The sequence below is a fragment of the uncultured Methylovirgula sp. genome (genome assembly GCF_947646745.1).
GTDB lineage: Bacteria > Pseudomonadota > Alphaproteobacteria > Rhizobiales > Beijerinckiaceae > Methylovirgula.
The window spans coordinates 1-25,605 of record NZ_CANSHK010000046.1 but is presented as its reverse complement, the minus strand read 5'-3'; the positions used below and the strand labels follow the sequence as shown (position 1 = coordinate 25,605).

Sequence of the window (25,605 nt, the reverse complement as noted above, 5' to 3'; positions counted from 1 at the left end):
CAACGCCGAATCGCCGCCGCCCGAACGGCGCGAGAACGCGCGTCGCATCGCGCCGGGGCCGCGGTCGGCGCCCTTGCCGCAACCGGCGGCAGAGGAAGCGCTCGTATCCCCAGCCACCGACGCCATGGTGGCGAACGCCTTCAATACGCTGATCGCGAGCCGCTTTCTGCAATCGAACGACCTCTTGGGCGAGATGGTGCGCGAAGTGCTGAAGCCGATGCTCAAGGCCTGGCTCGACGACAATCTGCCGATTTTGGTCGAGCGGCTTGTCCGCGCCGAGATCGAGCGCGTCGCGCGCGGCGGCCGCTGATCTCCAGAGCGCCCCTCATCCCCGCGTTGACTTCGCGGCGCCGCTTGGGCTTTTAGGCGGCTCGTGCTGGCGCGTCGGCGCCGGCGGCTTCGGTATTTCGGATGATGGACAAGACCTTCGACCCTGCACAGGTGGAGCGGCGGATTTCGGCGCTGTGGGAAGAGGCGGGCGCATTTCGCGCCGGCCGGCCCGAGCGGGCAGGGGCAGAGACCTTCACCATCGTCATCCCGCCGCCGAACGTCACCGGCTCGCTGCATATGGGCCACGCGCTCAACAATACGCTGCAGGATATCCTCTGCCGCTTCGAGCGCATGCGCGGCAAGGACGTGCTCTGGCAGCCGGGTACGGATCACGCCGGTATCGCCACGCAAATGGTCGTCGAACGGCAATTGGCGGAGCGCGGCAAAGAAGGCCGCCGCGACATGGGGCGCGAGAAATTCCTCGAAGAGGTCTGGCGCTGGAAGGAAGAATCGGGCGGCGCGATCGTCAATCAGTTGAAGCGCCTCGGCGCCTCCTGCGACTGGTCGCGCGAGCGCTTCACGATGGACGAGGGCCTGTCGCGGGCAGTCGTCAAAGTCTTCGTGCAGCTCTATCGCGAAGGGCTGATCTATAAGGACAAGCGCCTCGTCAACTGGGACCCGAAGCTGCTCACCGCCATCTCCGACCTCGAAGTCGTGCAGAAGGAGGAGAAGGGCCACCTCTGGCATTTGCGCTATCCGCTGGCCGACAAAGCCTTCAACGCGGACGATCCGTCGACCTATATCGTCGTCGCGACGACGCGGCCGGAGACGATGCTGGGCGACACTGCCGTCGCCGTTCATCCGGACGACGAACGCTACAAAGATCTCGTTGGAAAGAAGGTGCGGCTGCCGCTCGTCGGCCGGCTGATCCCGATCATCGCTGACGCTTATTCCGATCCCGAGAAGGGCACCGGCGCGGTGAAGATCACGCCGGCGCATGATTTCAACGATTTCGAGGTCGGCAAGCGACACGGACTGCCGCTCATCAACGTGCTGGATGCGGAAGCGCGCATTTCGCTGCACGGAAATTCTGCCTTCCTCGAGGGCGTGCCGCAGGATTATCCGATCGGAGAAATCCTTAGTACACTCGAAGGCAAATCGCGCGAAACGGCACGCAAAATCGTCGTCGAGATGATGGAAGCGAACGGCCTGCTCGACAAGATCGAGCCGACGCAGCATGCCGTCCCGCATGGCGACCGATCGGGCGTCGTGCTCGAGCCGCGGCTGACCGACCAATGGTATGTCGATGCGAAAGTGCTGGCCGAGCCGGCGCTTGCTGCGGTGCGCCAAGGCAAGACGAAGTTCGTGCCCGAGAACTGGTCGAAGACCTATTTCCAATGGCTTGAAAACATTCAGCCTTGGTGCATCTCGCGTCAGCTCTGGTGGGGCCATCAAATCCCGGCGTGGTATGGGCCGGATGGCAGAATCTTCGTTGCCGAAAGCGATGTGGACGCGGCCGCCCAAGCGCGTGAACATTATGGGCAGCGCGAGATCGCGCTTCTGCGCGACGAAGACGTGCTCGACACTTGGTTTTCCTCCGCGCTCTGGCCGTTCTCGACGCTTGGCTGGCCGGACGAGACGCCGGCGCTTGAGCGTTATTATCCGACCAATACGCTCGTCACCGGCTTCGACATCATCTTCTTCTGGGTCGCGCGGATGATGATGATGGGCCTGCATTTCATGCACGAGGCGCCTTTCGGCGATGTCTATATCCACGCCCTCGTCCGCGACGCGCAGGGCGCCAAAATGTCGAAATCGAAGGGCAATGTCATCGATCCGCTCGGCCTGATCGACGAATATGGCGCCGATGCGCTGCGCTTCACGCTCGCCGCGATGGCGGCGCAGGGCCGCGACATCAAGCTCTCGACGCAACGCGTCGAAGGCTATCGCAATTTCGCGACGAAGCTCTGGAACGCGGCGCGCTTTGCCGAGATCAACGGCTGCATCGGTGCCTCGGCCTTTACGCCGCGCGATGCGACGATCGCGCTCAATCAATGGATCGTCGGCGAGGCCGCCAAGGCGATCCTCGAAGTGACCGTGGCAATCGAAGCCTATCGCTTCAACGATGCCGCCAATGCCGCCTATCGCTTCGTCTGGAACATTGTCTGCGATTGGTATCTCGAACTCGCCAAGCCTCTTTTGCAGGGCGCCGACGAACGCGCCAAGGCCGAGACGCAGGCGACGACCGCCTTCATTCTCGACCAGGCGGTCAAGCTGCTGCATCCGTTCATGCCCTTCATCACCGAAGAATTGTGGAGGAATACGCGGCGCGAAACGGTGCTGGCCTTGGCGCCCTGGCCGGTGCTCGAGGGCGTCAGTTTCCCTGCGGCCGAAGCCGAGATCGGTTTCGTCGTCGAACTGATTTCCGAAATCCGCTCCGTCCGTTCGGAAATGAACGTGCCGGCCGGCGCGCAGATCCCGCTCGTGCTCGTCGGCGCCGAATCATCCGCCAGACACCGGGCCGAGACCTGGGCCGAGATCATCAAGCGGCTGGCGCGGCTTTCCGATATTTCGTTTTCTGCCGAGGCACCGGCGCAGGCGGCGCAGATGATCGTGCGCGGCACGCTGGCGGCGCTGCCGCTCGCAGGGATCATCGACTTTGCTGCGGAGAAGACGCGGCTCGCCAAAGAGATCGAGAAGCTGAACGCCGAGGCGAAAAAGATCGAGGCCAAGCTCGGCAATGCCGATTTCGTCGCCCGCGCGCCGGAGGAGGTCGTGGAAGAAAATCGCGAGCGCCTCGCTGAGGCGCAGTCGCGCGCCGAAAAACTCGGTGCGGCGCTGACGCGATTGGGTTGAAGACGCCCGAAGCGGAACTAGCTTTGGGGGAAGGGCGAGGCGGACGCATATGATCAGCGAACAGGATGTTTACGCCGCACTCCAGGGGGTCGCGGGTCCGGACGGCAAGACGCCGCTGCCCGAAACCGGCGCCATCGCCGGGGTCACGCTGCGCGGCGATAAGATCTATCTTTCGCTCTCCGTCGCGCCGGAGCAGGCTGCCGCGCTCGAAGGCATGCGCCTTGCTGCCGAACAGACGCTGCGGCGCCTGCCGGGCGTCGCTTCGGTCCTCGTCAATCTGACGGCGCAGAAACCGGCGTCCGCACCGCCGCCGCGAAGGCCGGGGCCGTCGACGCCGCCGCGCAGCCTCGCTGTGCCGGGCGTCGAACGCATCATTGCCGTGGCTTCGGGGAAGGGCGGCGTCGGCAAATCGACGACCGCGGTCAATCTGGCGCTTGGCCTCGCCTCGCTCGGCTGGCGCATCGGCATTCTCGACCTCGATATTTATGGACCGTCGCTGCCGCGGCTGCTGCATATTCATGAGCAGCCGTCGGTCGTCGATCGCCGCATCCAGCCGCTCGAAGCCTTCGGCGTGAAGGCCATGTCGATCGGCTTCATGCTCGATGAGGAAGAGCCGGTCGTCTGGCGCGGGCCGATGGTGATGGGCGCGGTGCAGCAGATGCTGCGCGACGTCGCCTGGGGCGAGCTCGATTGTCTCGTCGTCGATATGCCGCCCGGCACCGGCGATGCGCAATTGACGCTGGCGCAGAACGTCGCGCTCGCCGGCGCGGTGATCGTCTCCACGCCGCAAGATCTCGCCTTGATCGACGCACGCCGCGGCATTGCCATGTTCAACAAGGTCAATGTGCCGGTGCTCGGCGTCGTCGAAAACATGAGCTATTTTCTTTGCCCGCAGTGCGGCACCCGCTCCGACATTTTTGCCCACGGCGGGGCGCGGCACGAGGCGGAAAAGCTCGGCGTGCCGTTCCTGGGAGAGGTGCCGCTGGCGCTCGATATCCGCGCGCATTCTGACGAGGGCGAGCCGATCATCGTCGCCGCACCCGAGAGCGTCTATGCCGCGGCCTATCGCGGCATTGCCGCGAAGGTGCAGGCGGCCCTAGAGGGCGCGCCGGTGCGCCCGGCGCCGAAGATCGTCATCGAATAGAGCGACTCGATCGTCGGACGTTCAAATTGAATCGCTCGGCGCTTTTGAGTCTTTCTCATCGCATCGGATTTGTCCGAAAACCGCTTCGCACTTTTCGGTCCGAGGCTCAGCCGCCCGTCACGCTCATGTGACGCGGAACGGCCGGGCCTTTATGGGCGCGGTCGATCTTGAAATCATGGCCCTTGGGCTTGCGGGCGATGGCGTCTTCGATGGCGGCATGGAGCAATGCGTCGCTTGGCGAGGCGCGCAAGGGCGTGCGCAAATCGGCCGCGTCTTCCTGACCGAGGCACATATAGAGCGTGCCGGTGCAGGTGACGCGGACGCGGTTGCAGCTTTCGCAGAAATTATGCGTGAGCGGGGTGATGAAGCCGAGCCGTCCGCCGGTTTCGGCGACTTCGACATAACGGGCCGGGCCGCCGGTGCGATAGGCGAGGTCGCGCAGGGTGAAGTGCTTGGCGATCTCAGCGCGCACGGTGCTCAACGGCAGATATTGGTCGAGCCGTTCCGGCTCGATGGCGCCCATCGGCATGACTTCGATGAGCGTCAGATCCATATTGCGCGCATGCGCCCAGCGGATCATCGGAACGATCTCGGCCTCGTTGACGCCCTTCAGCGCGACCATATTGATCTTGACGTCGAGGCCGGCGTTCTGCGCCGCGTCGATGCCTTTGAGCACCTGGGCGAGATCGCCGCGCCGGGTGATCGCCTTGAATGTCTCGGGCTCGCGGCTGTCGAGCGAGACATTGATGCGCCGCACGCCGCAGGCGGCGAGCTCGGGCGCGAAAAAGCCGAGCCGCGAGCCATTGGTCGTGAGCGTCAGCTCATCGAGGCTGCCGGATTCCAGATGCCGCGCCAGCCCTTCGAACAGCCGCATGATGTTGCGGCGAACGAGCGGCTCGCCGCCGGTGAGCCGCAGCTTGCGCGTGCCGCGGGCGATGAAGGCGCTGCAGAGCCGGTCGAGTTCTTCAAGTGTGAGAAGATCCGCTTTCGGCAGAAAGCTCATGTCTTCCGCCATGCAGTAGACGCAGCGGAAGTCGCAGCGGTCGGTCACCGAAATCCGCAGATAGGAGATGGCGCGGCCGAAGGGATCGACGAGCGGCCGCGCTTCCGTCTGCGATTGAGGCGTCGACGGAGCGGCCTTTAAATCCGTACAGGACTGGTTCATTCGTCTGATATAGTCCAGGCAAGTAAAAGCGTGAATAGGACCAAAGAAAGCCTGGTGCAATGACAGCGCAGCCGCATCATTCGTCGCAGCCGCAGCAATGGCCGCGCGAGCTTCGCCTGAGTGAGGCCGGCCGGATCTTGAAGGTCACGTTTGAAAACGGCCGCGGCTTCGATCTACCGGCTGAATATCTGCGGGTGATGAGCCCCAGCGCGGAAGTGCAGGGGCATGGGCCCGACGAACGCAAGACTTTGGGCGGCAAGCAGAATGTCGCCGTGACCGAGATCGAGCCCGTGGGCAGCTATGCGGTGCGGCTCAGCTTCGACGACCTCCACACGACCGGCATTTACACCTGGGATTATCTCTACGAGCTCGGCGCGCGGCAGACCGAAAAATGGGCGCATTATCTTGCTGAACTCAAGGCCAAGGGGCTCAGCCGCGACCGGCCGGGCGAGAAATAAATCGTGGAAGAAAACGAAAGCTATACAAAGACCGATATAGCTTTTATTGGCCAGAGCGCCGCCTAGACAGAAAGTTCGAGATGCCGGTTTCAATTGAACTTGCCGCGCCGATGTTTGTGACAATCTGGTTCGTCGTCCTGTTTGCCATCCTGCCGCTCGGCATACGCTCGCAGCGCGAATCGGGCGGCTATGTCGAAGGCACCGACCCGGGCGCGCCGGTCAACCCACAGCTTCTGAAGAAGGTCCTGCTGACGACGCTGGTGTCGCTCATAGTCTTCGGCGGGCTGATGATCACGCTGCGGCTGTGCGGTTGGGGCGCGGCTTAAGCCGCGGGCCTCTATTGACCCGCCCGGCCGATGCGGTTAGGTGCAGCGACCTTCCTTGAGAGCGCGTAGCTCAGCCGGTAGAGCATCTGACTTTTAATCAGGAGGTCATGGGTTCGAATCCCATCGCGCTCACCACCATGATGATCCGGCACTTCATTAGGGCCGCCGACCTTGGTCGAGTGGGCTCGTTGCGTTGATGTTCGATCTGTGCCGGATGGGTCATCGCGGCAGGAACGAGTCCTCGACCTGCGCATTATCTCTTCAGCTGCGCCGGAGCCCGGGAACGGGGATCTGCTATGCTGAAATACTGGCTTCTCTTCGTCTTTGACCTGGGCGCGGTTGCCTGCGCCGTGCGGGCCGGCCTTTTGACCTATGCTGCCATGAGGACGAGGCCCGACACCCAGAATTCTGATCGCGCCTGGGTCATCTCCGAGGCCGCCGGCTGGACCGCGGCGGGGTGCGTTGCCGCTTTTGCGGCATTTCTCGTGGTGATCATCCCCGCCTGATTATCCGAGACGGCCTGGAGCGAAAGCCTTCGCGGAACGACGAAAAGCCCCGCCGGTCGGAAGGGGCAATGACCTAGCGGGGCCTGCTTGGGGCTATGACAAGGTACGCAGGTTACGCGTTACGACGATACCGGCTCGGTAACGCAGCGGCGGCGGCGGAGTTCCATCCCCTCTGAAAAAATCCGCCTTCGTGCAAGGGGCCGTTCGCGTTTGGCCGTCTCCGGCTCCCTCGCAGCGTCTGCCCCGAATTTTACTTCAAATCGCCGCGACTTAGCCTGTGCCCGGCGCTATCGAGCCGGATTGCGGAAACGGCGGGCTTTGTTCTATTCGAGAGCGCCTGCCGGCGGCTTGGACCGCTCGAAACTGGGACGCGAAGATGCGCAGCCGTGTCTATCTCTTTTGGGCCGTCGTCGCCGCGTCGCTCGCCATTGTACAGCTCTTGGCAGCGCGTCTGCCGACCAAGCAGGATTCGCGGCTTCAGCCTGTGTTCCAATCCAATCGGATCTGGAACGCGGTCGCCAGGACCAATGGCGGCCGCACCTTTGTCGGTTTTGCCGACGTCGAAGGCCCCGGCGCCGAAGTCGAGGAATTGGCCCCGGACGGGCAGGGCAAAGCCTATCCCGATCTGGCGTGGAATAGCTGGACGCCGGGGCATGCCTTGGACAAGGCCTTTGTCCACGTCAGCGCCTTGCGCATCGGACCCGATGGGGCGCTGTGGATCGTCGACGCCGGCGCGCAGGGCCTTGGCAAGCCGCCCATTGCGGGGGCGGCGCGGATCTTCCGCTTCGACCTCGCCACCAACGCGCTCACGCGGGTCTATTCGCTGGCGCCGGCCGTCGCGCCGCAAAGCTTTATCGACGATATCCGTTTCAATGGTCACATGGCCTATATCACCGACGCCGGCGCGCCGGCGTTGATCGTGCTCGATCTCGACAGCGGGCAGGCGCGGCGCGTGCTCGACAACGACGCTTCGACGACCGGCAAGCGGCCAATGTATGCCGATGGCAAGCTGCTGCGCACGCCCGATCGCAAGCCGTTGCATGTCCACGCCGACCAGCTCGAAGTCTCGCCAGATGGCCGCACTCTCTATTTCCAGCCGGCTTCGGGTCCGCTGGCGCGGATCGAGACGCGCTATCTCGACGATCCGAAACTGCCGCCGGCGGAACTCGCGCGGCACGTCCAGAAAGATTGGGTCGAGACGCCGACGACAGGCGGCACGGCGATCGACGCCAATGGCACGATCTATCTCAGCGACGCCAACCAGCGCCGCATTCTGACGATCAGTCCCCAGCGCAAGATTACGACGCTCATCACCGATCCGCGGCTAATCTGGGTTCATTCCATGTGGATCGATCGCGACGGCAATTTATGGATTCCGGCGACGCAGCTCAATTTGACCGCAGGATTCGCCGGCGGCCGTCAGAAGGTCGGCTACCCGGTCTTTATCTATAAGCTGCAGATCGGTGTCGGGCCGCCAGCGAACGATCATCCCTGAGCCGAAACGCTCAGAGCCCGTGCATGAGGCCGCCGACGGCGTTGGCGACGAAGGTGAAGGGCTTCATCAATGTATCGGTCGACGGCATCTGCGGCATGAAGGCGGCGATTCCGGCCGAAGGTTTTTCCGCCGGATGATGCACGGCATGGACGGGTGGGTTTAGCGCAGCGACTTGCGGCCGCGCAGCGCCGGGTTTCGGCCGGAAGGCGCAGTTCAGACCGTTCGGACAGACATTGGAATCAGGAGCGGCCACGGCTTTCACCGGCGCAACAGCCGGCAGAGGCTCGGCCGCCGCGACATTGAAGCCCGTCGTATACGAGGCCGAGGTCAGCTTCTGGCTCGAGCCAGATGCAGCCGTCACCGCGCCGGGGCTTTCGAGATGACCGGCCCAGGGTGAATTCGCCTCCGCCGCGGCGGGGGCGCCGGCCGGCGCCTCGAACATTTGCCAGAGGCTCGGCCGGGGCAGAACCGGGGCGAAAGCCAAAACCATCCCGGCCAAAGCGAGACTGCCCGAGAGCATGATCCCGCGCTGCGTAAGACCGGGGCCGAAAAGCCCAATGATTTTCGAAGATTCCGTCATGACGGAGGCGCCAAACTTGCTTGCGATGCAAGAAGTGAAAGCAAATATTGCGTCAAGACCTGGGCAAGAGCGAACCCAAATGGCGGCAGGTGAAAAATTCACCCAGGCTGTGGCGCCAAAGGTGCGGCGCGAAGCCTCAAGCCGGGTTGAATTCCGCAATACCGCCATGGGCTGCCGACCAGGCGGCCGGTTCGTTCAGGAACGTCTCCACTTCGCGCAAGACAGCCGGCGGGAAATAAGCCTCCGTTTTGGCGACGTCGAGCACGTCCCACCAAGTCACGAGGTAATGCAGATCGACGTGAATCTCCCGCATGAGTTGGCGCGCCTGGGGGAAAATATCGTAGAAGAAAAAGACGAAGGCATGGTCGCAGCGCTGGCCGGCATTGCGCAGCGCTTCGCAGAAATTGACCTTGCTGCGACCATCGGTGGCGAGGTCCTCGACCAGCAGGGCGCGGGCATTGTCGACGACATTGCCTTCGATCTGAGCCTGCCGGCCGAAGCCCTTGGGCTTCTTGCGAATATATTGCATCGGCAGCATCAGCCGGTCGGCGAGCCAAGCAGCAAAGGGAATGCCGGCGGTTTCGCCGCCAGCAATGATGTCGAGGCTCTCGCAGCCGATCTCGGCGGTGATCGTCTCGGCGGCGAATTGCGTCAAGGTCCGCCGCAGCCGCGGATAGGAGATAATCTTGCGCATGTCGGTGTAGACCGGACTCGCCCAGCCCGAGGTGAAGATGAACGGCTTGTCGGTATTGACCGATATAGCCGCCACTTCGAGCAGCAGCCGCGCGGCCTGGCGGGCGATGCGTTGCTTTTCGGTTGGGGCGTGGGACATGGCTCGATCCATTCCAAAATAACTCAATTTCCCTCGCCTTTGCCGGGCGGAGCGTCAACCCCGGACCGGCGATTTCCAGACATATCGGCCGGCCGCTTCCCGGCGTGGCGCGAAACTTGACAAAACTTGCGCCGGATCATGATGATTCCAAAGTGTTTCAGTCGAAAATCATTCGTGATGGCGCGGTGCCCGGGAAGACGCCATTGACGGCTTGCTCTGCGGCTGCCAAGCGGCCATAGGAGCAGAACGCGGCGCGCCGCAAATGGGAAAAACCGCATGACGGATGCTTCACTGCCGGCCTGGTTGCCGCTTTCGGTCCTCACCTGGATCGTCATCATGGTGGTGTTCCACGGCCTCGGCTATGCGTTCGAATATTGCGACCGCACCGGCCTCCTCGGCGCGTGCAAGGTCCGCCGCGCCGATCGCTTGACCTACCGCCAGCTCCTGCCGCGCGCCCTGATCAATCAGGTGTTCATTCTTCTGCCAGCAATGGTTCTGGTGCAATGGCTCGGCCTCGCGTTCACCGGCCCGGCGCATCTCGGCGTCTGGCGCTTTCTGGCCATGCTGATCGGCATGGCCGTCGGCCACGACATCGTGCAATATGTGACGCATCGTTATCTGCTGCATCATCCGCGTCTGCTGCGCGTCCTCGGCCATTCGGTGCATCATACGACCGGCGCGAGCAAGGCGATCAGCGCGCTCTATATGGCGCCGGCCGATTTCTTCCTCGAGATTGTGCTGCCCTATCTTCTGCCGCTCGTGATCTTGGGCGGCGGCGGCAGCGACATTTTCTTTCATCTGTTTGTTGCCGGCGCCGGCGCCTTCGGCGGCCTCTACGAACATTCGGGCTATGATTTCGCCGCGCCGCTGCGGCAGACGCGTTTTTATAAATCCGTGCCCTGGCTCGGCCGTCTGATCGAGACGCTTATTACCAGCCATGCGCATGGCCAGCATCATACGCGCGGCATCGTGAGTTTCAGCGACGGCTTCGGCAGCCCCGGCCTTTGCGATACGGTTTTCGCGACGCGCTGGGACAAGGTCGAAGAGCGCCAGCGCATGCGCCCGGCGCGCGAGAGCCGCGTTCAGTAGGGCGCGATCACCGCATAGGGCGGGACGTTGTAGCGCGGCTCGGTCTGCGGAATGTAATAGACATTGACGGGCGCCGGACACGGCAGGCCCGGAACATACGTATAGACGCGCGAATAGGCGATCATCGGCCAGCCATAGGGCAGGCCCGCCACATAATTCGGATAAGGCCGCCAGTGCCGCCAATAGGTGTGATACTGGCCGTAATAGTCGCGGCTGAGCGCCGCCGCGGGGCCCGCAAGCACCGCGGCAACGAGAGAAGCGAGAACGAGTGTCTTTAACATTGCGACAACCTCATAATGGTTGCGCAATCCTTGCGCGCGCCTGCAATGGCCGGCAAGCCAAGGCTCAAATCGTGGTTTGCGTCTTTGGTTAAGGCACGATTTCAAACAGGGCTTCGACTTCGACCGCGCTATCGAGCGGCAATTCGGCGACCCCGATCGTCGAGCGGGCATGACGGCCGGCGTCACCGAGAACTTCGACGATGAGATCGGATGCGCCGTTCATGATCGGCGGCATTTGCGAATAGCCGGGCGCGACATTCATGAAGCCGCCGAGCCGGACACAGCGACGGATCCGGTCGAGATCGCCCAAAGCCGCCTTCGCCTGCGCCAGGACGTTGATGGCGCAGCGCCGGGCCGCCGCGCGGCCCGCTTCGACGGAGACGGCGGCGCCGATCTTGCCCGTATGGCTCGGATCGAGCTTGCCGTCGGCACCGAGAGCGAGCTGGCCGGAGATGATCAGCCAGTTGCCGGAAATGACGGCGGGAACATAATTGGCGACGGGCGCCGCCGCGGCAGGCAGGTCGATGTTGAGGCTTTTCAAACGATCTTCGATAGCGCCCACGCCAAAACTCCATGTGATGATGGGAATTAATGCCTTGCGGCAGGAGAGACGGCGGGCTTTAGCATTTTTATTGCCAGCCGTGTCGCCGCATTCTAACACTTTCATTGCGGGCGGCGCAGCGCAAGGAGCGTTGATTCATGGTCAAATTCCCCCTCAAGGCTGCAGCCGGAACGCCGGGCCTGCGGCAGGCAGGGCTTTTGGCAGCGGCCTCACTTTTTGGCCTGGCATGTTCGGGCCTGGCATCCTCCTCGGTCTCGGCGGCCAACCCGGTCGGCGTTCTGCAAGCGACGCCGGCCTCGCTGCAGGGCGTCGTCGATACGATCCCGCTCGCGTCGCATCGCGCCGTCTATGACCTCTCCCTTCTCAAAGCGGTCGGCACCAAAAGCCCGACCGGCGCGCGCGGCCGCATCGCCTTTGATTTCTCCGGTTCGGCCTGCGACGGCTATGTCCAGAATTTCCGTCAGTTGACCGAGTTGCAGCCGGCGGAAGGGCCGACGCGTATTTCCGACATGCATTCGGCCACGTTCGAAGACGGCGGCGGCAAGAGCTTTTCATTCAAAATGGAAACCATCGTCGATGACGAACCGTCGGATCAGGTAGACGGTCGCGCCGAGCGATTGAAGCGCGGTGCCGTCGGCGTCGATCTCGTCAAGCCGAAACCGGAACAACTCGCGTTCGGCCACGATGTTCTGTTTCCGACCGAGCACATCAAATACATCCTCGCCGCAGCCAAAGCCGGCGAAAACACGCTTGAAGTCAGGGTCTATGACGGTTCGGATACCGGCGAGAAGATCTACGATACGACGACGTTCATCGGCCACCCAATCGATGCACCGGCACCGGAGGCCGCGGCGCAAATTCCAATGCTCGAACATATGCGCCGCTGGCCGGTGACGATCAGCTATTTCGACGACGGCCGCAAAGACGAGGCGCCGAATTACACGTTGTCCTTCGATCTTTACGAAAACGGCATTTCCCGTGCCTTGCGGCTCGATTACGGCGATTTCGTTCTCGCTGGCGAAATGAAGAGCTTGAAACTGCTGCCGACGCCGCCCTGCACGAAATAACCTATTCCTCACCCGGCTCGTAAAATCGGCCTATCTCTTTGCCGCGCCGGGCTTTTTGCGTTGCACGTATTCCGAGCGCGGCGACTTCCTCCGCTGTTTCTGCGATCAGGTTTTCATTTCGTAAATTTCTATCTGCTAGCCGTTACGTCCAGGCTTGGGCCTCGCGGCCGGGACGCTCGGCGCCCTCCAGCCAATAGGTCCAGAAGATGCAAAAGAGTGTTCTGATCGTCGAAGACAACGAGCTTAACATGAAGCTTTTCAACGACCTTCTTGAGGCCCACGGCTATAGGACGGTGCAGACGAGAAGCGGCGTGGAAGCGGTCGAGCTCGCCCGCACGCATCATCCCGATCTCATTTTGATGGATATCCAGCTGCCGGAGGTCTCCGGTCTGCAAGTGACTCAATGGATCAAGGACGACGAGAACCTGCGCCATATTCCGGTCATCGCCATCACCGCCTTTGCGATGAAGGGCGATGAGGAGAAGATTCGTCAGGGCGGTTGCGAAGCTTATTTGTCGAAGCCGATCTCGGTCGTGAAATTCCTGGAGACTGTACGCAATTACATCGCCGAGTAACGCGCGCCGGCAGGGGGGAAGAGTTTCAAGAAGATGACTGCCAAGATTCTCGTCGTCGATGATATTTTACCGAACGTGAAGCTTCTCGAAGCGAGACTCACGGCGGAATATTTCGACGTGACGACGGCGACGAATGGGACGGATGCCCTGGCGGTTTGCGCGCGCGAAGACTGCGACCTGCTTCTGCTCGACGTGATGATGCCTGGCATGGATGGCTTCGAGGTCTGCCGGCGGATCAAGAAGAATCCGTCGACGATGCATCTGCCGGTCATCATGGTAACGGCGCTGGATCAGCCGAGCGACCGCGTCAAGGGCCTCGAAGCCGGTGCCGACGATTTTCTGACGAAGCCGATCGACGAGATCGCACTGGTGGCGCGGGTACGCTCGCTGGCTCGGCTGAAAGTCGTGCTCGACGATCTGCGTAGCCGCGCCTCGACGGCGGTGGCGCTCGGCATGCCCGATCCGTTTACAACGGCTCTCGCTGAAGAAGGCCTCGGCGGGCGGATCCTGCTTGTCGACGACCGCGCCGCCTCCGCCGCGCAGACTGTCTTTGCGCTGCGCGACAAATATCTGGTCGAGGTCGCAGCCGACCCGCATGACGGCGCCGCGAAAGCGCTCGGCGGCAGCTATGACATGGTGATCGTCAGCCTCGGCCTTCAAGGTTTCGACGCGTTGCGCCTGTGCAGCCAAATCCGCTCGCAGGATCGCACGCGGCAATTGCCGATCCTTTGCCTCGCCGAAATGGAAGACCGGACGCGGGTGCTGCGCGCGCTCGACCTCGGCGTCAACGATTTCCTGATGCGGCCGCTCGACAGCAATGAACTGCTTGCTCGCGTTCGCACCAATCTGCGGCGCAAACGCTATGCCGAGAAGCTGCGCGACAACGTGCAGGCTTCGCTCGAACTGGCCGTGGTCGATTCTTTGACGGGGCTCAACAACCGCCGTTATTTCGAGATGCATCTTTCGACGCTCGTCGCGCAGGCCGCCGACTGCGCGCGGCCCCTGTCGCTGATGATTCTCGACATCGATCACTTCAAGGGCGTCAACGACACCTATGGGCACGAGGCGGGCGATAAAATCCTCAAGGGCTTCGCCAAGCGCGTCCGCAAGGTAATCCGGATTCCCGACATGCTCTGCCGTCTCGGCGGCGAGGAATTCGTTGTCGTCATGCCGGATACGAATATGGACGTCGCGGCGCGGATCGCCGAGCGGGTCCGCGCCGAGATCGGACAAGAGCGGTTTATCGTCGATGAGAGCGGCACCGCCATCGGCATTACCGTCTCGATCGGCCTCGCCGAGCGCGGGATGGATAATCTGCCAGACGGGCTCTTCCGCCGCGCCGATCGGGCGCTCTATCGCTCGAAATCCAATGGCCGCAACCGGGTTTCGGCCGACGCTGCCTGATTCGGTTGGCAAGCGTTGCGCCGAAAAGAATCACTGTTTAGGTAAATAATCGGAGGCGCGACGCCCTTACAATTAAGCAGTTTTCTTTTCGCGAGACGCGCGCTAACCTCGTTTCCGGTGGTGGTTGCGGCGCGGCGGTGCCGATCTAGAGATCGCTGCAGATCGCGAGTTTTCTCAATAAGATACCCTGCGGAGTGCTCAGGTCCGCCGCATCTCCTGGGTCCGTAGGGTCGGCCGGCGCGCAAGTGGTTAGGAGTGGCCTCCTCGAGATCCACTTGCCGCCGGCCACCTTCGTCTTCTAGCTTCGTGTTGCGAAGGGCGGCGGCCGGCGTGCCGATAATCTGCTTTAAAAAATAAAGAAATCTCTTTGAAAAGCCCGCGAATTTTGCCGGGCTCTACTTGATCTTCGTTTCCTTGAATTCGACGTGCTTGCGCGCGACCGGGTCGTATTTCTTGAACGACAGCTTTTCGGTCTTGGTGCGGGCGTTTTTCTTCGTCACGTAAAAATAGCCCGTGTCCGCCGAGGACTGGAGCTTGATTTTGATCATTGCGGCCTTGGCCATGGGCGGCGTCCTTCAAAGCTGATCGTCGCGGGAGCCGGACGGCTCCGATCGCCAAACGGATAGCGATGCGCGAAAGTGGCGCGCACCTTAAGGATCGATGTCTCAATGTCAAGGATGCGCGTCGGGCTTCAGGGCGAGCGCGAAAAAGCCGCCCAGCGCGAGGGCCAGAGCGACGAATAATCCCGCCGGCGCGAGATCGAGACCGAAGCCGAAAATCGGCGGTCCGACAAGCGTTCCGCCGGTGTAGAGCAGGATATAGGCGGCGTTGGCGCGTGCCAGCGCGGCATCGGAATAGCGGCTGGCAAGGCGCGTCAGGCCGACGGCATAGAGGCCGCCGACAATGCCGCTCCACACGAAAAGCAGGACGACATAGGCGGCGTAAGAGCGCGCCGCGAGCGGCAGAACGAGCGCGCCCGCAGCGCCCAGTCCGCCGATGAGGATCAACAGCCGGCGCCGACCGAAACGGTCGGCGGCCCAGCCGGTCGGGATCTGAAACAAGGCATTGCCGAGCGCGAAGATCGCCGTGGCGGCCGCCGCCGCCGCCGCACCCCAGCCTTCGCGCAGCGCGAAGACCGGCAGAAGCGCGAAGGCCGACGCTTCGATGGCGCCGTAGAGCAAGGCTGCGGCGGTTGCTGGCGGCGCATCGCGGAGGATGGCGAGAAACGGCAGCGGTTCGGGATTTTTCAACACCGGCGTTGCCGCCCGGATCAGGCCGATTGGCAGGATTGCAACGAGCGAGAGCAGCGCGGCGAGCAGAAACGGCGCAGAGCCCTTTGATCCCATGGCCGCGAGCACGAAGGGCCCGGCGGCAAAGCCTGTCGCAATTGCGGTCGTGTAAATCCCCATGACCAGGCCGCGCCGCTTTGGCCAGACCACGGCGCTGATCCAGAATTCGCCGAGGATGAAGAGGATCGTCAGCGCAATGCCGTAGACGCTGCGCACCGCGAGCCAGGGCCAATAGCCGTCTGTATACGCAAGACCGGCAAGGCAAGCCGCGGCGAGCAGCAGTGCCGCGATCAAGAGCGGCCGGATGCCGATCAGCCGCGCGAGCCAAGGCACAAGGGGCGCGATGGCGAGACCGACGAGACCGCTCGCGGCGGGGTGCAGCCCGATCGTGCGGGCCGAATAATGCGCCTCGGCCAGCCGCACGGCGATCAGCGTCGCCGACAGCGACAGGCCGATGCCGGCAATCGTCACGGTCGCGATGGCGGCGCCGATCAGGGCGGCACGCGTTTCGACGGATTTGCTCACAATTCGTCGCGCAGGAAGCGGCGGTTCCGATAGCGGAAGAATGCGACCGGACGGTCGGCACGCTCCGCAGTAAGATGCTGTGCGGCCTCGCGCAAGATCGCTCCGGTGATATTGCCGACATCGAGTTGTTGCGCCTCGGCGATCGGCAGCCAGGCGAGTTCGACAAGCTCCGCATCGGCATGCGCAATGCCATCGACGCGATGGGCGACCGTCGCAGCGTCGGCGATGAAAAAGCGGGTGTCGAACCGACGCGGCAGATGCGGCGGCGTGACGGCGCGAGCGAGAAAGTGCAAATGCCCGATCCTCGGCAAAAAGCCTAGGCCGACAAAGCCGCGCCAGGCCGCGGGCACTGCGTCCGCCGCAGGGATAGTCTTGGCGCCGATCAGGAGGCCGGTTTCCTCGAACGTTTCGCGGATGGCCGCAAGCGCCAGCGCGCGGGGCGTGGGAGCGCGCTGATGATTATGGGCGGCGAGTTTTGCTTCGGCCGCCGAGGAGAGGAAATCGGCCGCTGTGATCGCGGCGTCGTCGGCTTCGACGCGCCCGCCGGGGAAGACAAATTTGCCCGGCATGAAGCGCAAATTGGCATTGCGCCGACCCATCAGGACGCGTGGTGTCGCTTCGCTTGTATCGAGCAGGATGAGACTGGCGGCAGCTTTTGGCTTAACGGGGCGGGCGCGCAACGGCGCCGCCGCGCCATCAGCCATTCGGCACGGCCCCGGCCGATGACGCGTCGGGCGCGGAATCAAAGCCGTGCATCCGCAAGGCCCATTGATAGCCGATGAGGCCGCCTTTGAAGGCCGGCAGAAGCACCAGCGACATGGCGACCGTCAGCGCCGGCCACAGGATGAGTTGATAGGGCACTGGAAAATTAGGAAACAGCGTATCGGCTGTCAGCATCAGCGCGCCGATGATGTGGCCGACGACGAGGATGGTCAGATAGGGCGGGGCGTCATCGGCCCGCTGATGAAACAATTCGGTCGCGCAGACTGGGCAGCGGTCCGTGACCTTGAGATATTTGGTGTAAAGCGGGCCTTCGCCGCAGGACGGGCAATGACCAAAAAAGCCGCGCCGGATGGCAAGCCAAGCGTTCCGCTTCGGCCGGGCCAAACTGTCCTCGGGCAGGGTTTTAAGGCTCGGAGGCGGCGAGACGGAAAGGTTTACGGTATTGGCGACCATGGCGAGACCCTAGGAAGCATTGGATTTAATTTTGGCCTTCCTCAGTTTTTTTAAAGGACCCCGCGGCCGCGCACCATCATCCTTGTTGTCGCGGCGCCAGCCGCGCTTCCCGTTGCGGCTGGTTCTGGCCAGAGGGCGGGCGCTCCCGCCACGGACCAATTCGAAGCGCAGGGCCCCCGCGAAGGGGGCGGCTTCGACGAGTCTGACCGCAATTTCGTCGCCAAGGCGATGCGTCACGCCGCTGCGGCGGCCAATCAACGCATGCTGGCTCTCGTCATAGTTGAAATAATCCTCGCCGACGGTGGCAATGGGAACGAATCCGTCGGCGCCCGTCTCGCTGAGCTTCACGAAAAGTCCCGCCGCCGTGACGCCGGAAATGCGGCCTTCGAAGACCGCACCGATCTGCTCGCTCAGGAATTGAGCAATGAGCCGGTCGACCGTCTCGCGTTCGGCCGCCATGGCGCGGCGTTCGGTCGCGGAAATCTGCGCCGCAATCTCCGCCAATTGCTCGCCGCTGAGATCCGCTAGGCCGTCGCTGCCGAAATGCGAAGCGCGGATCAAGGCGCGATGCACGATCAGATCGGCATAACGGCGGATCGGCGAGGTGAAATGCGCGTAGCGGCGCAGGTGCAGCCCGAAGTGGCCGTAATTCTCGGCGACATATTCGGCCTGGGCCTGGGTGCGCAGCACGACCTCGCTGACGATGTTTTCGTGTTCGGTGCCTTTCACCTGCGCCAGGATGCCGTTGAACTGACGTGGCGTCAGCACCTGGCCTTTCGCGATTTTGATGCCGATCGAGGCGAGGAATTCGGCGAGCGCATTGAGCTTCTCGAAAGTCGGCTCGCCATGCCCACGATAGATCAGCGCCTGGTGGGCTTTTTCCAACGTTTCGGCCGCCGCGACATTGGCAAGAATCATGAATTCTTCGATCAGCCGATGCGCTTCAAGACGCGGCGGGACGATCACGCGGTCGACGGTCCCGTCGGGTTTGAGCAGGATTTTTCGTTCCGGCAGGTCGAGATCGAGCGGGTTGCGCCGTTCACGCGCGATCTTGAGCGATTCGTAGGCGGCGAACAGCGGCCTCAACACCGGCGTCATCAGGGCCTGTGTCTCGTCGCCAGGCAAGCCGTCCCAGGCCGCCTGCACCTGCGCATAGGTGAGCTTCGCCGCCGACCGCATCAGCACCCGATGCGTCTTGTGCGACAGAACGCGGCCGTCCTTGGCGATGATGATACGGAAGGCCATCGCGGCGCGATCTTCGTTCGGCCGCAGCGAGCAGAGATCGTTGGAGATGCGCTCCGGCAGCATCGGCACGACGCGGTCGGGGAAATAGACCGAATTGCCGCGCGTGAGCGCATCGCGGTCAAGCGCCGAACCCGGCCGCACATAGGCCGCAACATCGGCGATGGCGACGCAGATGATATGGCCGCCCTGGTTTTCCGGATCGTGGTCTGGATGCGCGAACACCGCATCGTCATGATCCTTGGCATCGGCGGGATCGATGGTGATCAGCGGAATCTCGCGCCAATCCTCGCGTCCGGCGAGTGTCGCCGGCTTGGCGCGCGAGGCTTCGGTCAAGGCGTCGGCGCTGAAGGCATTGGGAATGTTATGGGCGTGAATGGCGATGAGGCTCATCGCTTTTTCGGAGGCGAGGCTGCCGAGCCGTTCGTGCACGCGCACGGCGGGCAGGCCGAACCGGCCGCTGCGCAAAACATCGACGGCGACGAGGTCGCCGTCCTTTGCGCCGCCATCGCCGGCCTCGGCGACGGTAAATTCGCCGGCGCGCGCATTGCGTTTGTCGATCGGCACGACGCGGCCGCCACCGGCGGGGTCGGCGCGGAAAATGCCGAGCACTTGCGTCTTGACCCGGTCAAACAGCTTGATGACCCGGCCGGTATAGGCTGGATCATTGGGGCCGGCCTCGCGCGCGAGCTCGGTGCGCACCAGCGCCCGGTCGCCGAGGCCGGGCACCGCTTGGCCTGGCCGGCGGCGGCCGATGTGAATGAGAATTTTCGGGATCGGTCCCTGGGCGCTGTCCCATTCGACCGGCTGGGCGATCAATTCGCCATCGGGGTCGCGGCTCGCGATATCGGCGAGGACGACCGCCGGCAATTGGCCGGGCTTGTGCAATTGCTTGCGGCGGCGTTCGATCGCGCCGTCCGCTTCAAGTTCCTTGAGTATCTTTTTCAATCCTATGCGATCGGCGCCGGTGACGGAAAAGGCGCGGGCAATCTCGCGCTTGCCGATCTTGGCCGGGCTATTTGCTTGCTCGCGGCTGATGAAGGCGAGAATCTCGGCGCGCGAGGGGAGAGCGCCTTTCTTGTTCGCGGCGTTCGCGCCGGGCGGGCCGGCCTTTGCCGAGCCGGCTTTCCTGATCACGCGCTTTTGGCCTTTCGCGCCGGCGCCTTGGTGGCTGCTTTCGGAGTTGCTTTCTTGGCGGCGGCCTTTTTCGGTGCCGCCTTCGACGCGGCCTTTGCCGGCTTGGCTTTGGCCGCGGTTTTCTTCTTCGCCGGCGCGCCGCCCTTGGCATCGATCAACTGGATCGCGTCTTCGAGCGTCACCGTCTCCGGCGTCAGGCCGTTCTTCAAGGTCGCGTTGACCTTGCCGAGGCTGACATAGGGACCGAAGCGGCCTTCGCGCAGAACGATGTCGCCGCCGGAAGGATGCGCGCCCAGCACGCGGCCCTGCGTCCCGCCACCGCCGCCTTGCGCCTTGGCGGCGAGAAGCGCAACGGCATCCTCGAGCGTCAGAGTCGTGGGATCGGCGTCGCGCGGCAGCGTCGCATTGATCTTGCCCCAATTGACGTAGGGGCCGAAGCGGCCCGCCTTGATGACCACCGCGCCGCCTTCGGGATGTTGGCCCAAGTCACGGCTGGCGTTTGCGGCTTGTGCGCCGAAGCGGCGGCCGGAAAGGCCGCTCTCCTTGGCGACGATCAAGTCGATGGCGCGATTGCCGCCGATCGAAAGTATATCCTCGTCCTTGCCGATATTGGCGTAGGTCTTGCCGTGCTGGACATAGGGCCCGTAGCGGCCGATGCCGGCGACGATCGGCGCCTTGGTCTCAGGATGCACAGCGACTTGGCGCGGCAGGCTCAAGAGCGCCAGCGCCTGTTCGAGCGTCACGTCGGCAGCGTTCAAGGTTTTTGGCAGCGAGGAGCGTTTCGGCTTTTCGCCTTCGCCCTGCTGCACATAGGTGCCGAAGCGGCCGTCGCGCAACGTGATCTCATCGCCGGTCTCGGGGTCTTCGCCCAGCACTTTGACGCCCGGCCGGTCGCTGTCGCCAAGGCTTTCGGCGTTGGTGTCGGCCAATGTGCGGGTGAATTTGCACTCCGGGTAATTCGAACAGCCGATGAAGGCGCCGAATTTGCCGAGCTTCAGCGACAATTGTCCGCTGCCGCAGGACGGGCAGGCGCGGGGATTGGAGCCATCCTCCTTCGCCGGGAAAATATGCGGGCCGAGCAATTCGTTCAGCGAATCGAGCACCTGCGTCGTGCGCAGATCCTTGGTGGCCGCCAGCGCGCTGGAGAAATCCGCCCAGAAATCGCGCAGCACCTGTTTCCAGTCGATCTCGTGATTGGAGACGAGATCGAGCTTTTCCTCGAGGCCGGCAGTGAAGTCATAGCCGACATAGCGGGTGAAGAAGCTTTCGAGAAAAGCGGTGACGACGCGGCCCTTGTCCTCGGGATAGAGCCGCTTTTTTTCAAGCCGCACATAGTCGCGGTCGCGCAGCACGGCGAGCGTCGAGGCATAGGTCGAAGGCCGGCCGATGCCGAGCTCTTCCATGCGCTTGACGAGGCTCGCCTCGGTGAAGCGCGGCGGCGGCTCGGTGCGGTGCTGGCTCGATTCGATCTTGTCCTTGGACAAGGGATCGCCGGCCTGCATCGGCGGCAGACGGCTTGATTCGTCGTCGATGTCGGGATCGTCGCGGCCTTCCTGATAGAGCTTCAGGAAACCATCGAAGCGGATCACCTGCCCGGTGGCGCGCAGGTCGAGTTTCTTTGCCCCCGAGGCTGCGGAAATTTCCACGGTGGTGCGCTCGAGATCGGCCGATTCCATCTGGCTCGCAATAGCCCGCGTCCAGATCAGCTCGTAGAGCCGCGCCTCGTCGTGGTTGAGCGAACGGCCGATTCGCGCCGGCAGCAGCGCCATGTCGGTCGGACGGATCGCCTCATGCGCTTCCTGCGCATTCTTGGCCTTGACCGTATATTTGCGCGGCGCGTTTGGCACATAGCGTTCGCCGAATTCCTTGCCGATCACCCGGCGCGCTGCGGCGACCGCCTCGGGCGCGACATCGACGCCGTCGGTGCGCATATAAGTAATAAGGCCGATTGTATCGCCGTTGATCTCGACGCCTTCGTAGAGTTTCTGCGCGATCTGCATGGTCCGCGCCGGGGCGAAGCCCAGTTTGCGCGAAGCCTCCTGCTGCAGGGTCGAGGTGGTGAAGGGCGGCGCCGGGTGGCGCTTGGCCGGGCGCGACTCGACGCTGGCGACCGAGAATTTGGCGTTCTCAAGCGCAGTCTTCAGCGCTTCGGCCTCTTCGGCCGTCGCAATGTCGAGCCGGCCGATCTTCTCGCCGTCGGCGCCGACGAGGCGGGCAACGAACGGGGCGCCGGCTTTGGTCTTCAAATGCGCGAGCAGCGTCCAATAGTCCTGCGCGACGAATTGCTCGATCTCGAGCTCACGGTCGCAGACGAGCCGCAGCGCGACCGATTGTACCCGGCCGGCCGAGCGCGCGCCCGGCAATTTGCGCCACAGCACCGGCGACAGGTTGAAGCCGACGAGATAGTCGAGCGCGCGGCGTGCCAGATAGGAATCGACGAGCGCCTCGTCGATCTGGCGCGGGTGTTTCATCGCATCGAGCACGGCGGTCTTGGTGATCGCATTGAAGACGACGCGCTCGACCGGCTTGTCCTTCAGGACCCGCTTGTTCTTCAAGACTTCGAGGACGTGCCAGGAGATCGCTTCGCCTTCGCGGTCGGGGTCGGTGGCAAGGATCAGCTTTTTGGCGGATTTGGCGGCGGCGGCAATATCGTTGAGGCGCTTAGCGGCTTTGGCATCAACCTGCCAGAGCATGGTGAAATCCTGCTCCGGATCGACCGAGCCGTCCTTGGCCGGGAGATCGCGCACATGGCCGAAGGAAGCGATGACCTCATAGTCACGCCCAAGGTACTTGTTGATCGTCTTGGCCTTGGAGGGCGATTCGACGATGACGAGATTCATAAATCCGTAGCTCCGTGCTAAACGGCTGAAGACGCTACATTTTTTCGGAAACCGGCTAAGCCGACGGAGCTCCCGGCGCGTCTCAGGGCCGCCGCTCGTTGGGGCGGAACATGGGGTAGCGACGCCCAAGTGTCAAATCGGCGGCGGCGGCCATCCGGCGCAAAAAGGCAGCGAGCGGCGCTAACCAGCCTGTCGAAAAGGGCGGGGAAATCCCTCGCCGGCGCCCTTGCTAACGCCGCTCCTTCGCCCCTATAGAACGACTTTAATGTCCGATCCGCGGCCCCATCAAAAATTCCGACACCGGCACTTGCTCGGCATCGAAGGGCTTTCCGCCGACGATATATTAATTCTTCTCGATCGGGCCGAAGAGGCGGTCGAAGTCTCCCGTCAAATCGAGAAGAAGCGCACGACGCTGCGCGGCCGCACGCTCATCAATCTCTTCTTCGAATCCTCGACGCGCACGCAATCCTCCTTCGAGCTCGCCGGCAAGCGCCTCGGCGCCGATGTCATGAACATGTCGGTGCAGACGTCCAGCCTAAAGAAGGGCGAAACGCTGATCGATACGGCGGTCACGCTCAACGCCATGCGGCCGGACATTATCGTCGTGCGCCATGCGCAGGCGGGTGCCGTGCATCTCCTCGCCCGCAAAGTCGATTGTGCGGTGATCAACGCCGGCGACGGCGCACATGAGCACCCGACGCAGGCGCTGCTCGACGCGCTGACGATCCGCCGCAACAAGGGCCGTATCGAAGGCCTGACGGTCGCGATCTGCGGCGACATTCTCCATTCGCGCGTCGCCCGCTCCAATATCATTCTCTTATCCGCGCTCGGCGCGCGCGTGCGCGTCGTCGGCCCCTCGACCTTGATGCCGGTCGGTATCGAGCGGATGGGCGTCGAGGCATTTCGCGACATGAAGAGCGGGCTTGCCGATGCCGATATCGTCATGATGCTGCGGCTGCAGCGGGAGCGGATGAGCGGCGGTTTCATGCCCTCGTCGCGGGAATATTTCCGCTTCTTCGGCCTTGACGCCGACAAGCTGCGCCACGCCAAGAAGGATGCGCTCGTCATGCATCCGGGGCCGATGAACCGCGGCGTCGAGATCGATTCGAACATTGCTGACGGGCCGCAAAGCTTGATCCGCGAGCAGGTCGAAATGGGCGTCGCCGTGCGCATGGCCGTGCTCGCGGCGCTCGCCGAGCATCTGCCCAATGAGTGAGGCGCGATGAAACACGCTCCGACCGGTGCGATCGCCCATCAGCCTTTGGCGCTCACCAACGCGCGCTTGATCGATCCCGTGCGGCAGAGCGAAGAGCGCGGCGGCGTCCTCATCATCGACGGGATCATCCGGGATCTCGGGCCGCCGGTCGTCGCCGCGTCGCTGCCGCCGCATGCCCATATCATCGATTGCGCCGGCGATGTCGTGGCGCCGGGCCTGATCGACATGTGCGCCTTCGTCGGCGAGCCGGGCGCGGAGCACCGCGAGACGATTGCGACCGCCACTGCGGCCGGGGCGGCGGGCGGCGTCACCACGATTCTGGCGCGGCCTGACACCAATCCGCCGATCGACGAGCCGGCGGTCGTCGACTTCCTGTTGCGGCGCGCGCGCGATACCGGCCTCGTCCGCGTCTTGCCGGTCGCGGCGCTGACGCGCGGCCTGCAAGGCGCCGAAATCGCCGAGATCGGGCTTCTCAAGGAGGCAGGCGCCGTCGCGTTCAGCGACGGGCCGCAATCGCTGCGCAATGCGCGCGTTATGCGCCGCGTGATGGCCTATGCGAAGGATTTCGACGCGCTGATCATGCATGTCGCGCAAGATCCCGATCTGGCGACGGACGGGGTGATGAACGAGGGCGAGCTGGCGACGCGGCTCGGCCTGCCGGGCGTGCCGCGCGAGGCGGAAACGATCATGCTCGATCGCGACATCCGCCTCGTTGCGCTGACGCGTGCGCGCTATCATGCGACGCTCGTCTCGACGACGCTGTCGCTCGAGGCGATCCGCGCCGCCAAGGCGGCGGGCCTGCCGATCACCTGCGGCACCTCGATCAATCATCTTGCTTTGAACGAAAACGACATCGGCGATTACCGCACCTTTTTGAAGCTCGCGCCGCCCTTGCGGCGCGAAGAGGAGCGCCAGGCGCTCGTCGAAGCGCTTGCCGAAGGGCTGATCGATGTCGTCGTCTCGGACCACAATCCGCAGGATGTCGAGACGAAGCGGCTGCCCTTCACGGAAGCCGAGCCCGGCGCAATCGGATTGGAGACCATGCTCTCGGCCGGGTTGCGGCTGGTCCATGCGGGCGAGATTTCGCTGCCGCGCCTGCTCGCGTCCATGTCGTCGCGGCCCGCCGAAATCCTCGGCCTGCCGCAGGGCCGCCTGGAGATTGGCGCGCCGGCCGACCTCATCCGTTTCGATCCGGACGAGCCCTTCGTGCTCGATCCATCGACACTGCATTCGCGCTGCAAGAACACGCCCTTCGACGAAGCGAAGATGCAGGGGCGCGTGAAGCTGACCATGGTTGGCGGCGAACTCGTCTGGCGCGAAGGCTGAGCAGGCGGCGCCCCGGCGCTTTACCAAGCGGCGTGTTAACTGGCCGGATTTGTGCAAGGGCGCACCGGATTGCCGCAAACGCAATTTTTTTGACAAAAACGAAAATTTGGCCTTTCAGTTTCCTCTGGCGACTGCTATTTTCTTTATAGGAAAATTACTTTAGGGCTGAGAAAAAGCGAGGAAACGGGCATGTGTGGGATTGTAGGACTATTCCTGAAGGATCCGGCGCTTGAGCCTGAACTCG

24 protein-coding genes and 1 tRNA gene are annotated in these 25,605 nt (G+C 63.3%); 14 read left to right on the top strand and 11 right to left on the bottom strand.

Translation table 11 applies throughout. The annotated features are described in order from the left end of the window. The 3 genes from Q0025_RS12930 to Q0025_RS12920 all read left to right on the top strand — a co-directional run. Positions 1-310: PopZ family protein (locus Q0025_RS12930; protein ID WP_297299785.1), on the top strand; the 310-nt coding region annotated here is incomplete at its 5' end. 101 nt (positions 311-411) lie between these two features. Further along, a complete protein-coding gene (locus Q0025_RS12925) occupies positions 412-3,126 on the top strand; it encodes a valine--tRNA ligase (protein WP_297299782.1) in 2,715 nt (904 codons plus the stop codon). A gap of 49 nt (positions 3,127-3,175) precedes the next feature. Further along, entirely contained in the window at positions 3,176-4,270 is a 1,095-nt protein-coding gene (locus tag Q0025_RS12920) for an Mrp/NBP35 family ATP-binding protein (protein WP_297299780.1), read from the top strand. A gap of 106 nt (positions 4,271-4,376) precedes the next feature. Here Q0025_RS12920 and moaA read toward each other — a convergent pair whose 3' ends face one another. Further along, the gene (gene moaA, locus Q0025_RS12915; RefSeq protein WP_297299779.1) at positions 4,377-5,435 is read right to left on the bottom strand and encodes a GTP 3',8-cyclase MoaA; all 1,059 of its coding nucleotides are present in this window, start codon (positions 5,433-5,435) and stop codon (positions 4,377-4,379) included. Between the two features lie 59 nt (positions 5,436-5,494). On the opposite strand from moaA, the gene Q0025_RS12910 reads away from it, so the two are divergent. The 5 genes from Q0025_RS12910 to Q0025_RS12890 all read left to right on the top strand — a co-directional run bounded on the left by Q0025_RS12910 (position 5,495) and on the right by Q0025_RS12890 (position 8,220). Further along, the gene (locus Q0025_RS12910; protein WP_297299777.1) at positions 5,495-5,893 is read left to right on the top strand and encodes a DUF971 domain-containing protein; all 399 of its coding nucleotides are present in this window, start codon (positions 5,495-5,497) and stop codon (positions 5,891-5,893) included. A gap of 80 nt (positions 5,894-5,973) precedes the next feature. Further along, a complete protein-coding gene (locus Q0025_RS12905; RefSeq protein ID WP_297299775.1) occupies positions 5,974-6,219 on the top strand; it encodes a DUF1467 family protein in 246 nt (81 codons plus the stop codon). Positions 6,220-6,278: 59 nt separating this feature from the next. Continuing rightward, positions 6,279-6,354 (top strand) — tRNA-Lys (locus Q0025_RS12900). Positions 6,355-6,515: 161 nt separating this feature from the next. Continuing rightward, on the top strand, positions 6,516-6,725 hold the full coding sequence (locus tag Q0025_RS12895) for a hypothetical protein (protein ID WP_297299773.1): 210 nt from the start codon (positions 6,516-6,518) through the stop codon (positions 6,723-6,725). Positions 6,726-7,101: 376 nt separating this feature from the next. Continuing rightward, positions 7,102-8,220, top strand: coding sequence for an L-dopachrome tautomerase-related protein (locus Q0025_RS12890; protein ID WP_297299771.1), 1,119 nt, complete (start codon positions 7,102-7,104; stop codon positions 8,218-8,220). 10 nt (positions 8,221-8,230) lie between these two features. Here Q0025_RS12890 and Q0025_RS12885 read toward each other — a convergent pair whose 3' ends face one another. Next, positions 8,231-8,800 carry a hypothetical protein gene (locus Q0025_RS12885; protein ID WP_297299769.1) on the bottom strand — a complete coding sequence of 190 codons (570 nt, stop codon included), beginning with the start codon at positions 8,798-8,800 and terminating at the stop codon, positions 8,231-8,233. A gap of 136 nt (positions 8,801-8,936) precedes the next feature. After that, complete coding sequence (locus tag Q0025_RS12880) at positions 8,937-9,632, bottom strand: orotate phosphoribosyltransferase (protein WP_297299767.1); 696 nt, start codon at positions 9,630-9,632, stop codon at positions 8,937-8,939. Positions 9,633-9,908: 276 nt separating this feature from the next. Here Q0025_RS12880 and Q0025_RS12875 point away from each other — a divergent pair, with 276 nt between their 5' ends. Further along, on the top strand, positions 9,909-10,721 hold the full coding sequence (locus Q0025_RS12875; protein WP_297299765.1) for a sterol desaturase family protein: 813 nt from the start codon (positions 9,909-9,911) through the stop codon (positions 10,719-10,721). On the opposite strand, the gene Q0025_RS12870 is transcribed toward Q0025_RS12875, so the two are convergent. Both Q0025_RS12870 and Q0025_RS12865 read right to left on the bottom strand, forming a co-directional pair. Continuing rightward, the gene (locus tag Q0025_RS12870; protein WP_297299763.1) at positions 10,715-11,002 is read right to left on the bottom strand and encodes a hypothetical protein; all 288 of its coding nucleotides are present in this window, start codon (positions 11,000-11,002) and stop codon (positions 10,715-10,717) included. The two genes, Q0025_RS12875 and Q0025_RS12870, sit on opposite strands and share 7 nt — an antisense overlap. An 88-nt stretch (positions 11,003-11,090) precedes the next feature. Continuing rightward, positions 11,091-11,564 carry a RidA family protein gene (locus tag Q0025_RS12865; RefSeq protein WP_297299761.1) on the bottom strand — a complete coding sequence of 158 codons (474 nt, stop codon included), beginning with the start codon at positions 11,562-11,564 and terminating at the stop codon, positions 11,091-11,093. Positions 11,565-11,701: 137 nt separating this feature from the next. Here Q0025_RS12865 and Q0025_RS12860 point away from each other — a divergent pair, with 137 nt between their 5' ends. From Q0025_RS12860 to Q0025_RS12850, 3 genes are all read left to right on the top strand, one after another. Beyond that, the gene (locus tag Q0025_RS12860; protein WP_297299759.1) at positions 11,702-12,631 is read left to right on the top strand and encodes a cell envelope integrity EipB family protein; all 930 of its coding nucleotides are present in this window, start codon (positions 11,702-11,704) and stop codon (positions 12,629-12,631) included. Between the two features lie 206 nt (positions 12,632-12,837). After that, positions 12,838-13,206, top strand: a complete 369-nt coding sequence (locus Q0025_RS12855; RefSeq protein ID WP_297299757.1) for a response regulator — start codon at positions 12,838-12,840, stop codon at positions 13,204-13,206. Between the two features lie 33 nt (positions 13,207-13,239). Beyond that, on the top strand, positions 13,240-14,610 hold the full coding sequence (locus tag Q0025_RS12850; RefSeq protein WP_297299756.1) for a PleD family two-component system response regulator: 1,371 nt from the start codon (positions 13,240-13,242) through the stop codon (positions 14,608-14,610). Positions 14,611-15,005: 395 nt separating this feature from the next. Here Q0025_RS12850 and rpmG read toward each other — a convergent pair whose 3' ends face one another. The 6 genes from rpmG to topA form a co-directional block, all read right to left on the bottom strand. Further along, a complete protein-coding gene (gene rpmG, locus Q0025_RS12845) occupies positions 15,006-15,173 on the bottom strand; it encodes a 50S ribosomal protein L33 (RefSeq protein WP_115836423.1) in 168 nt (55 codons plus the stop codon). Between the two features lie 108 nt (positions 15,174-15,281). Beyond that, positions 15,282-16,424 (bottom strand): MFS transporter, encoded by a 1,143-nt coding sequence (locus Q0025_RS12840; protein WP_297299750.1) that lies wholly within the window; start codon positions 16,422-16,424, stop codon positions 15,282-15,284. Continuing rightward, positions 16,421-17,128, bottom strand: a complete 708-nt coding sequence (locus Q0025_RS12835) for an NUDIX hydrolase (RefSeq protein ID WP_297299748.1) — start codon at positions 17,126-17,128, stop codon at positions 16,421-16,423. The genes Q0025_RS12840 and Q0025_RS12835 overlap by 4 nt, the downstream gene beginning before the upstream one ends. Beyond that, complete coding sequence (locus tag Q0025_RS12830) at positions 17,121-17,600, bottom strand: DUF983 domain-containing protein (protein WP_297299746.1); 480 nt, start codon at positions 17,598-17,600, stop codon at positions 17,121-17,123. The genes Q0025_RS12835 and Q0025_RS12830 overlap by 8 nt, the downstream gene beginning before the upstream one ends. Before the next feature lie 9 nt (positions 17,601-17,609). After that, on the bottom strand, positions 17,610-19,892 hold the full coding sequence (gene rnr, locus Q0025_RS12825) for a ribonuclease R (protein ID WP_297299787.1): 2,283 nt from the start codon (positions 19,890-19,892) through the stop codon (positions 17,610-17,612). Between the two features lie 83 nt (positions 19,893-19,975). Then, positions 19,976-22,819, bottom strand: coding sequence for a type I DNA topoisomerase (gene topA / locus Q0025_RS12820; protein ID WP_297299744.1), 2,844 nt, complete (start codon positions 22,817-22,819; stop codon positions 19,976-19,978). Between the two features lie 265 nt (positions 22,820-23,084). Between topA and Q0025_RS12815 the strand changes: the two genes are divergently transcribed. Together Q0025_RS12815 and Q0025_RS12810 are read left to right on the top strand one after the other, a co-directional pair. Next, positions 23,085-24,035, top strand: a complete 951-nt coding sequence (locus Q0025_RS12815) for an aspartate carbamoyltransferase catalytic subunit (RefSeq protein ID WP_297299743.1) — start codon at positions 23,085-23,087, stop codon at positions 24,033-24,035. Between the two features lie 6 nt (positions 24,036-24,041). Then, the gene (locus Q0025_RS12810; protein ID WP_297299741.1) at positions 24,042-25,361 is read left to right on the top strand and encodes a dihydroorotase; all 1,320 of its coding nucleotides are present in this window, start codon (positions 24,042-24,044) and stop codon (positions 25,359-25,361) included. The last annotated feature ends 244 nt before the right edge of the window (positions 25,362-25,605 follow it).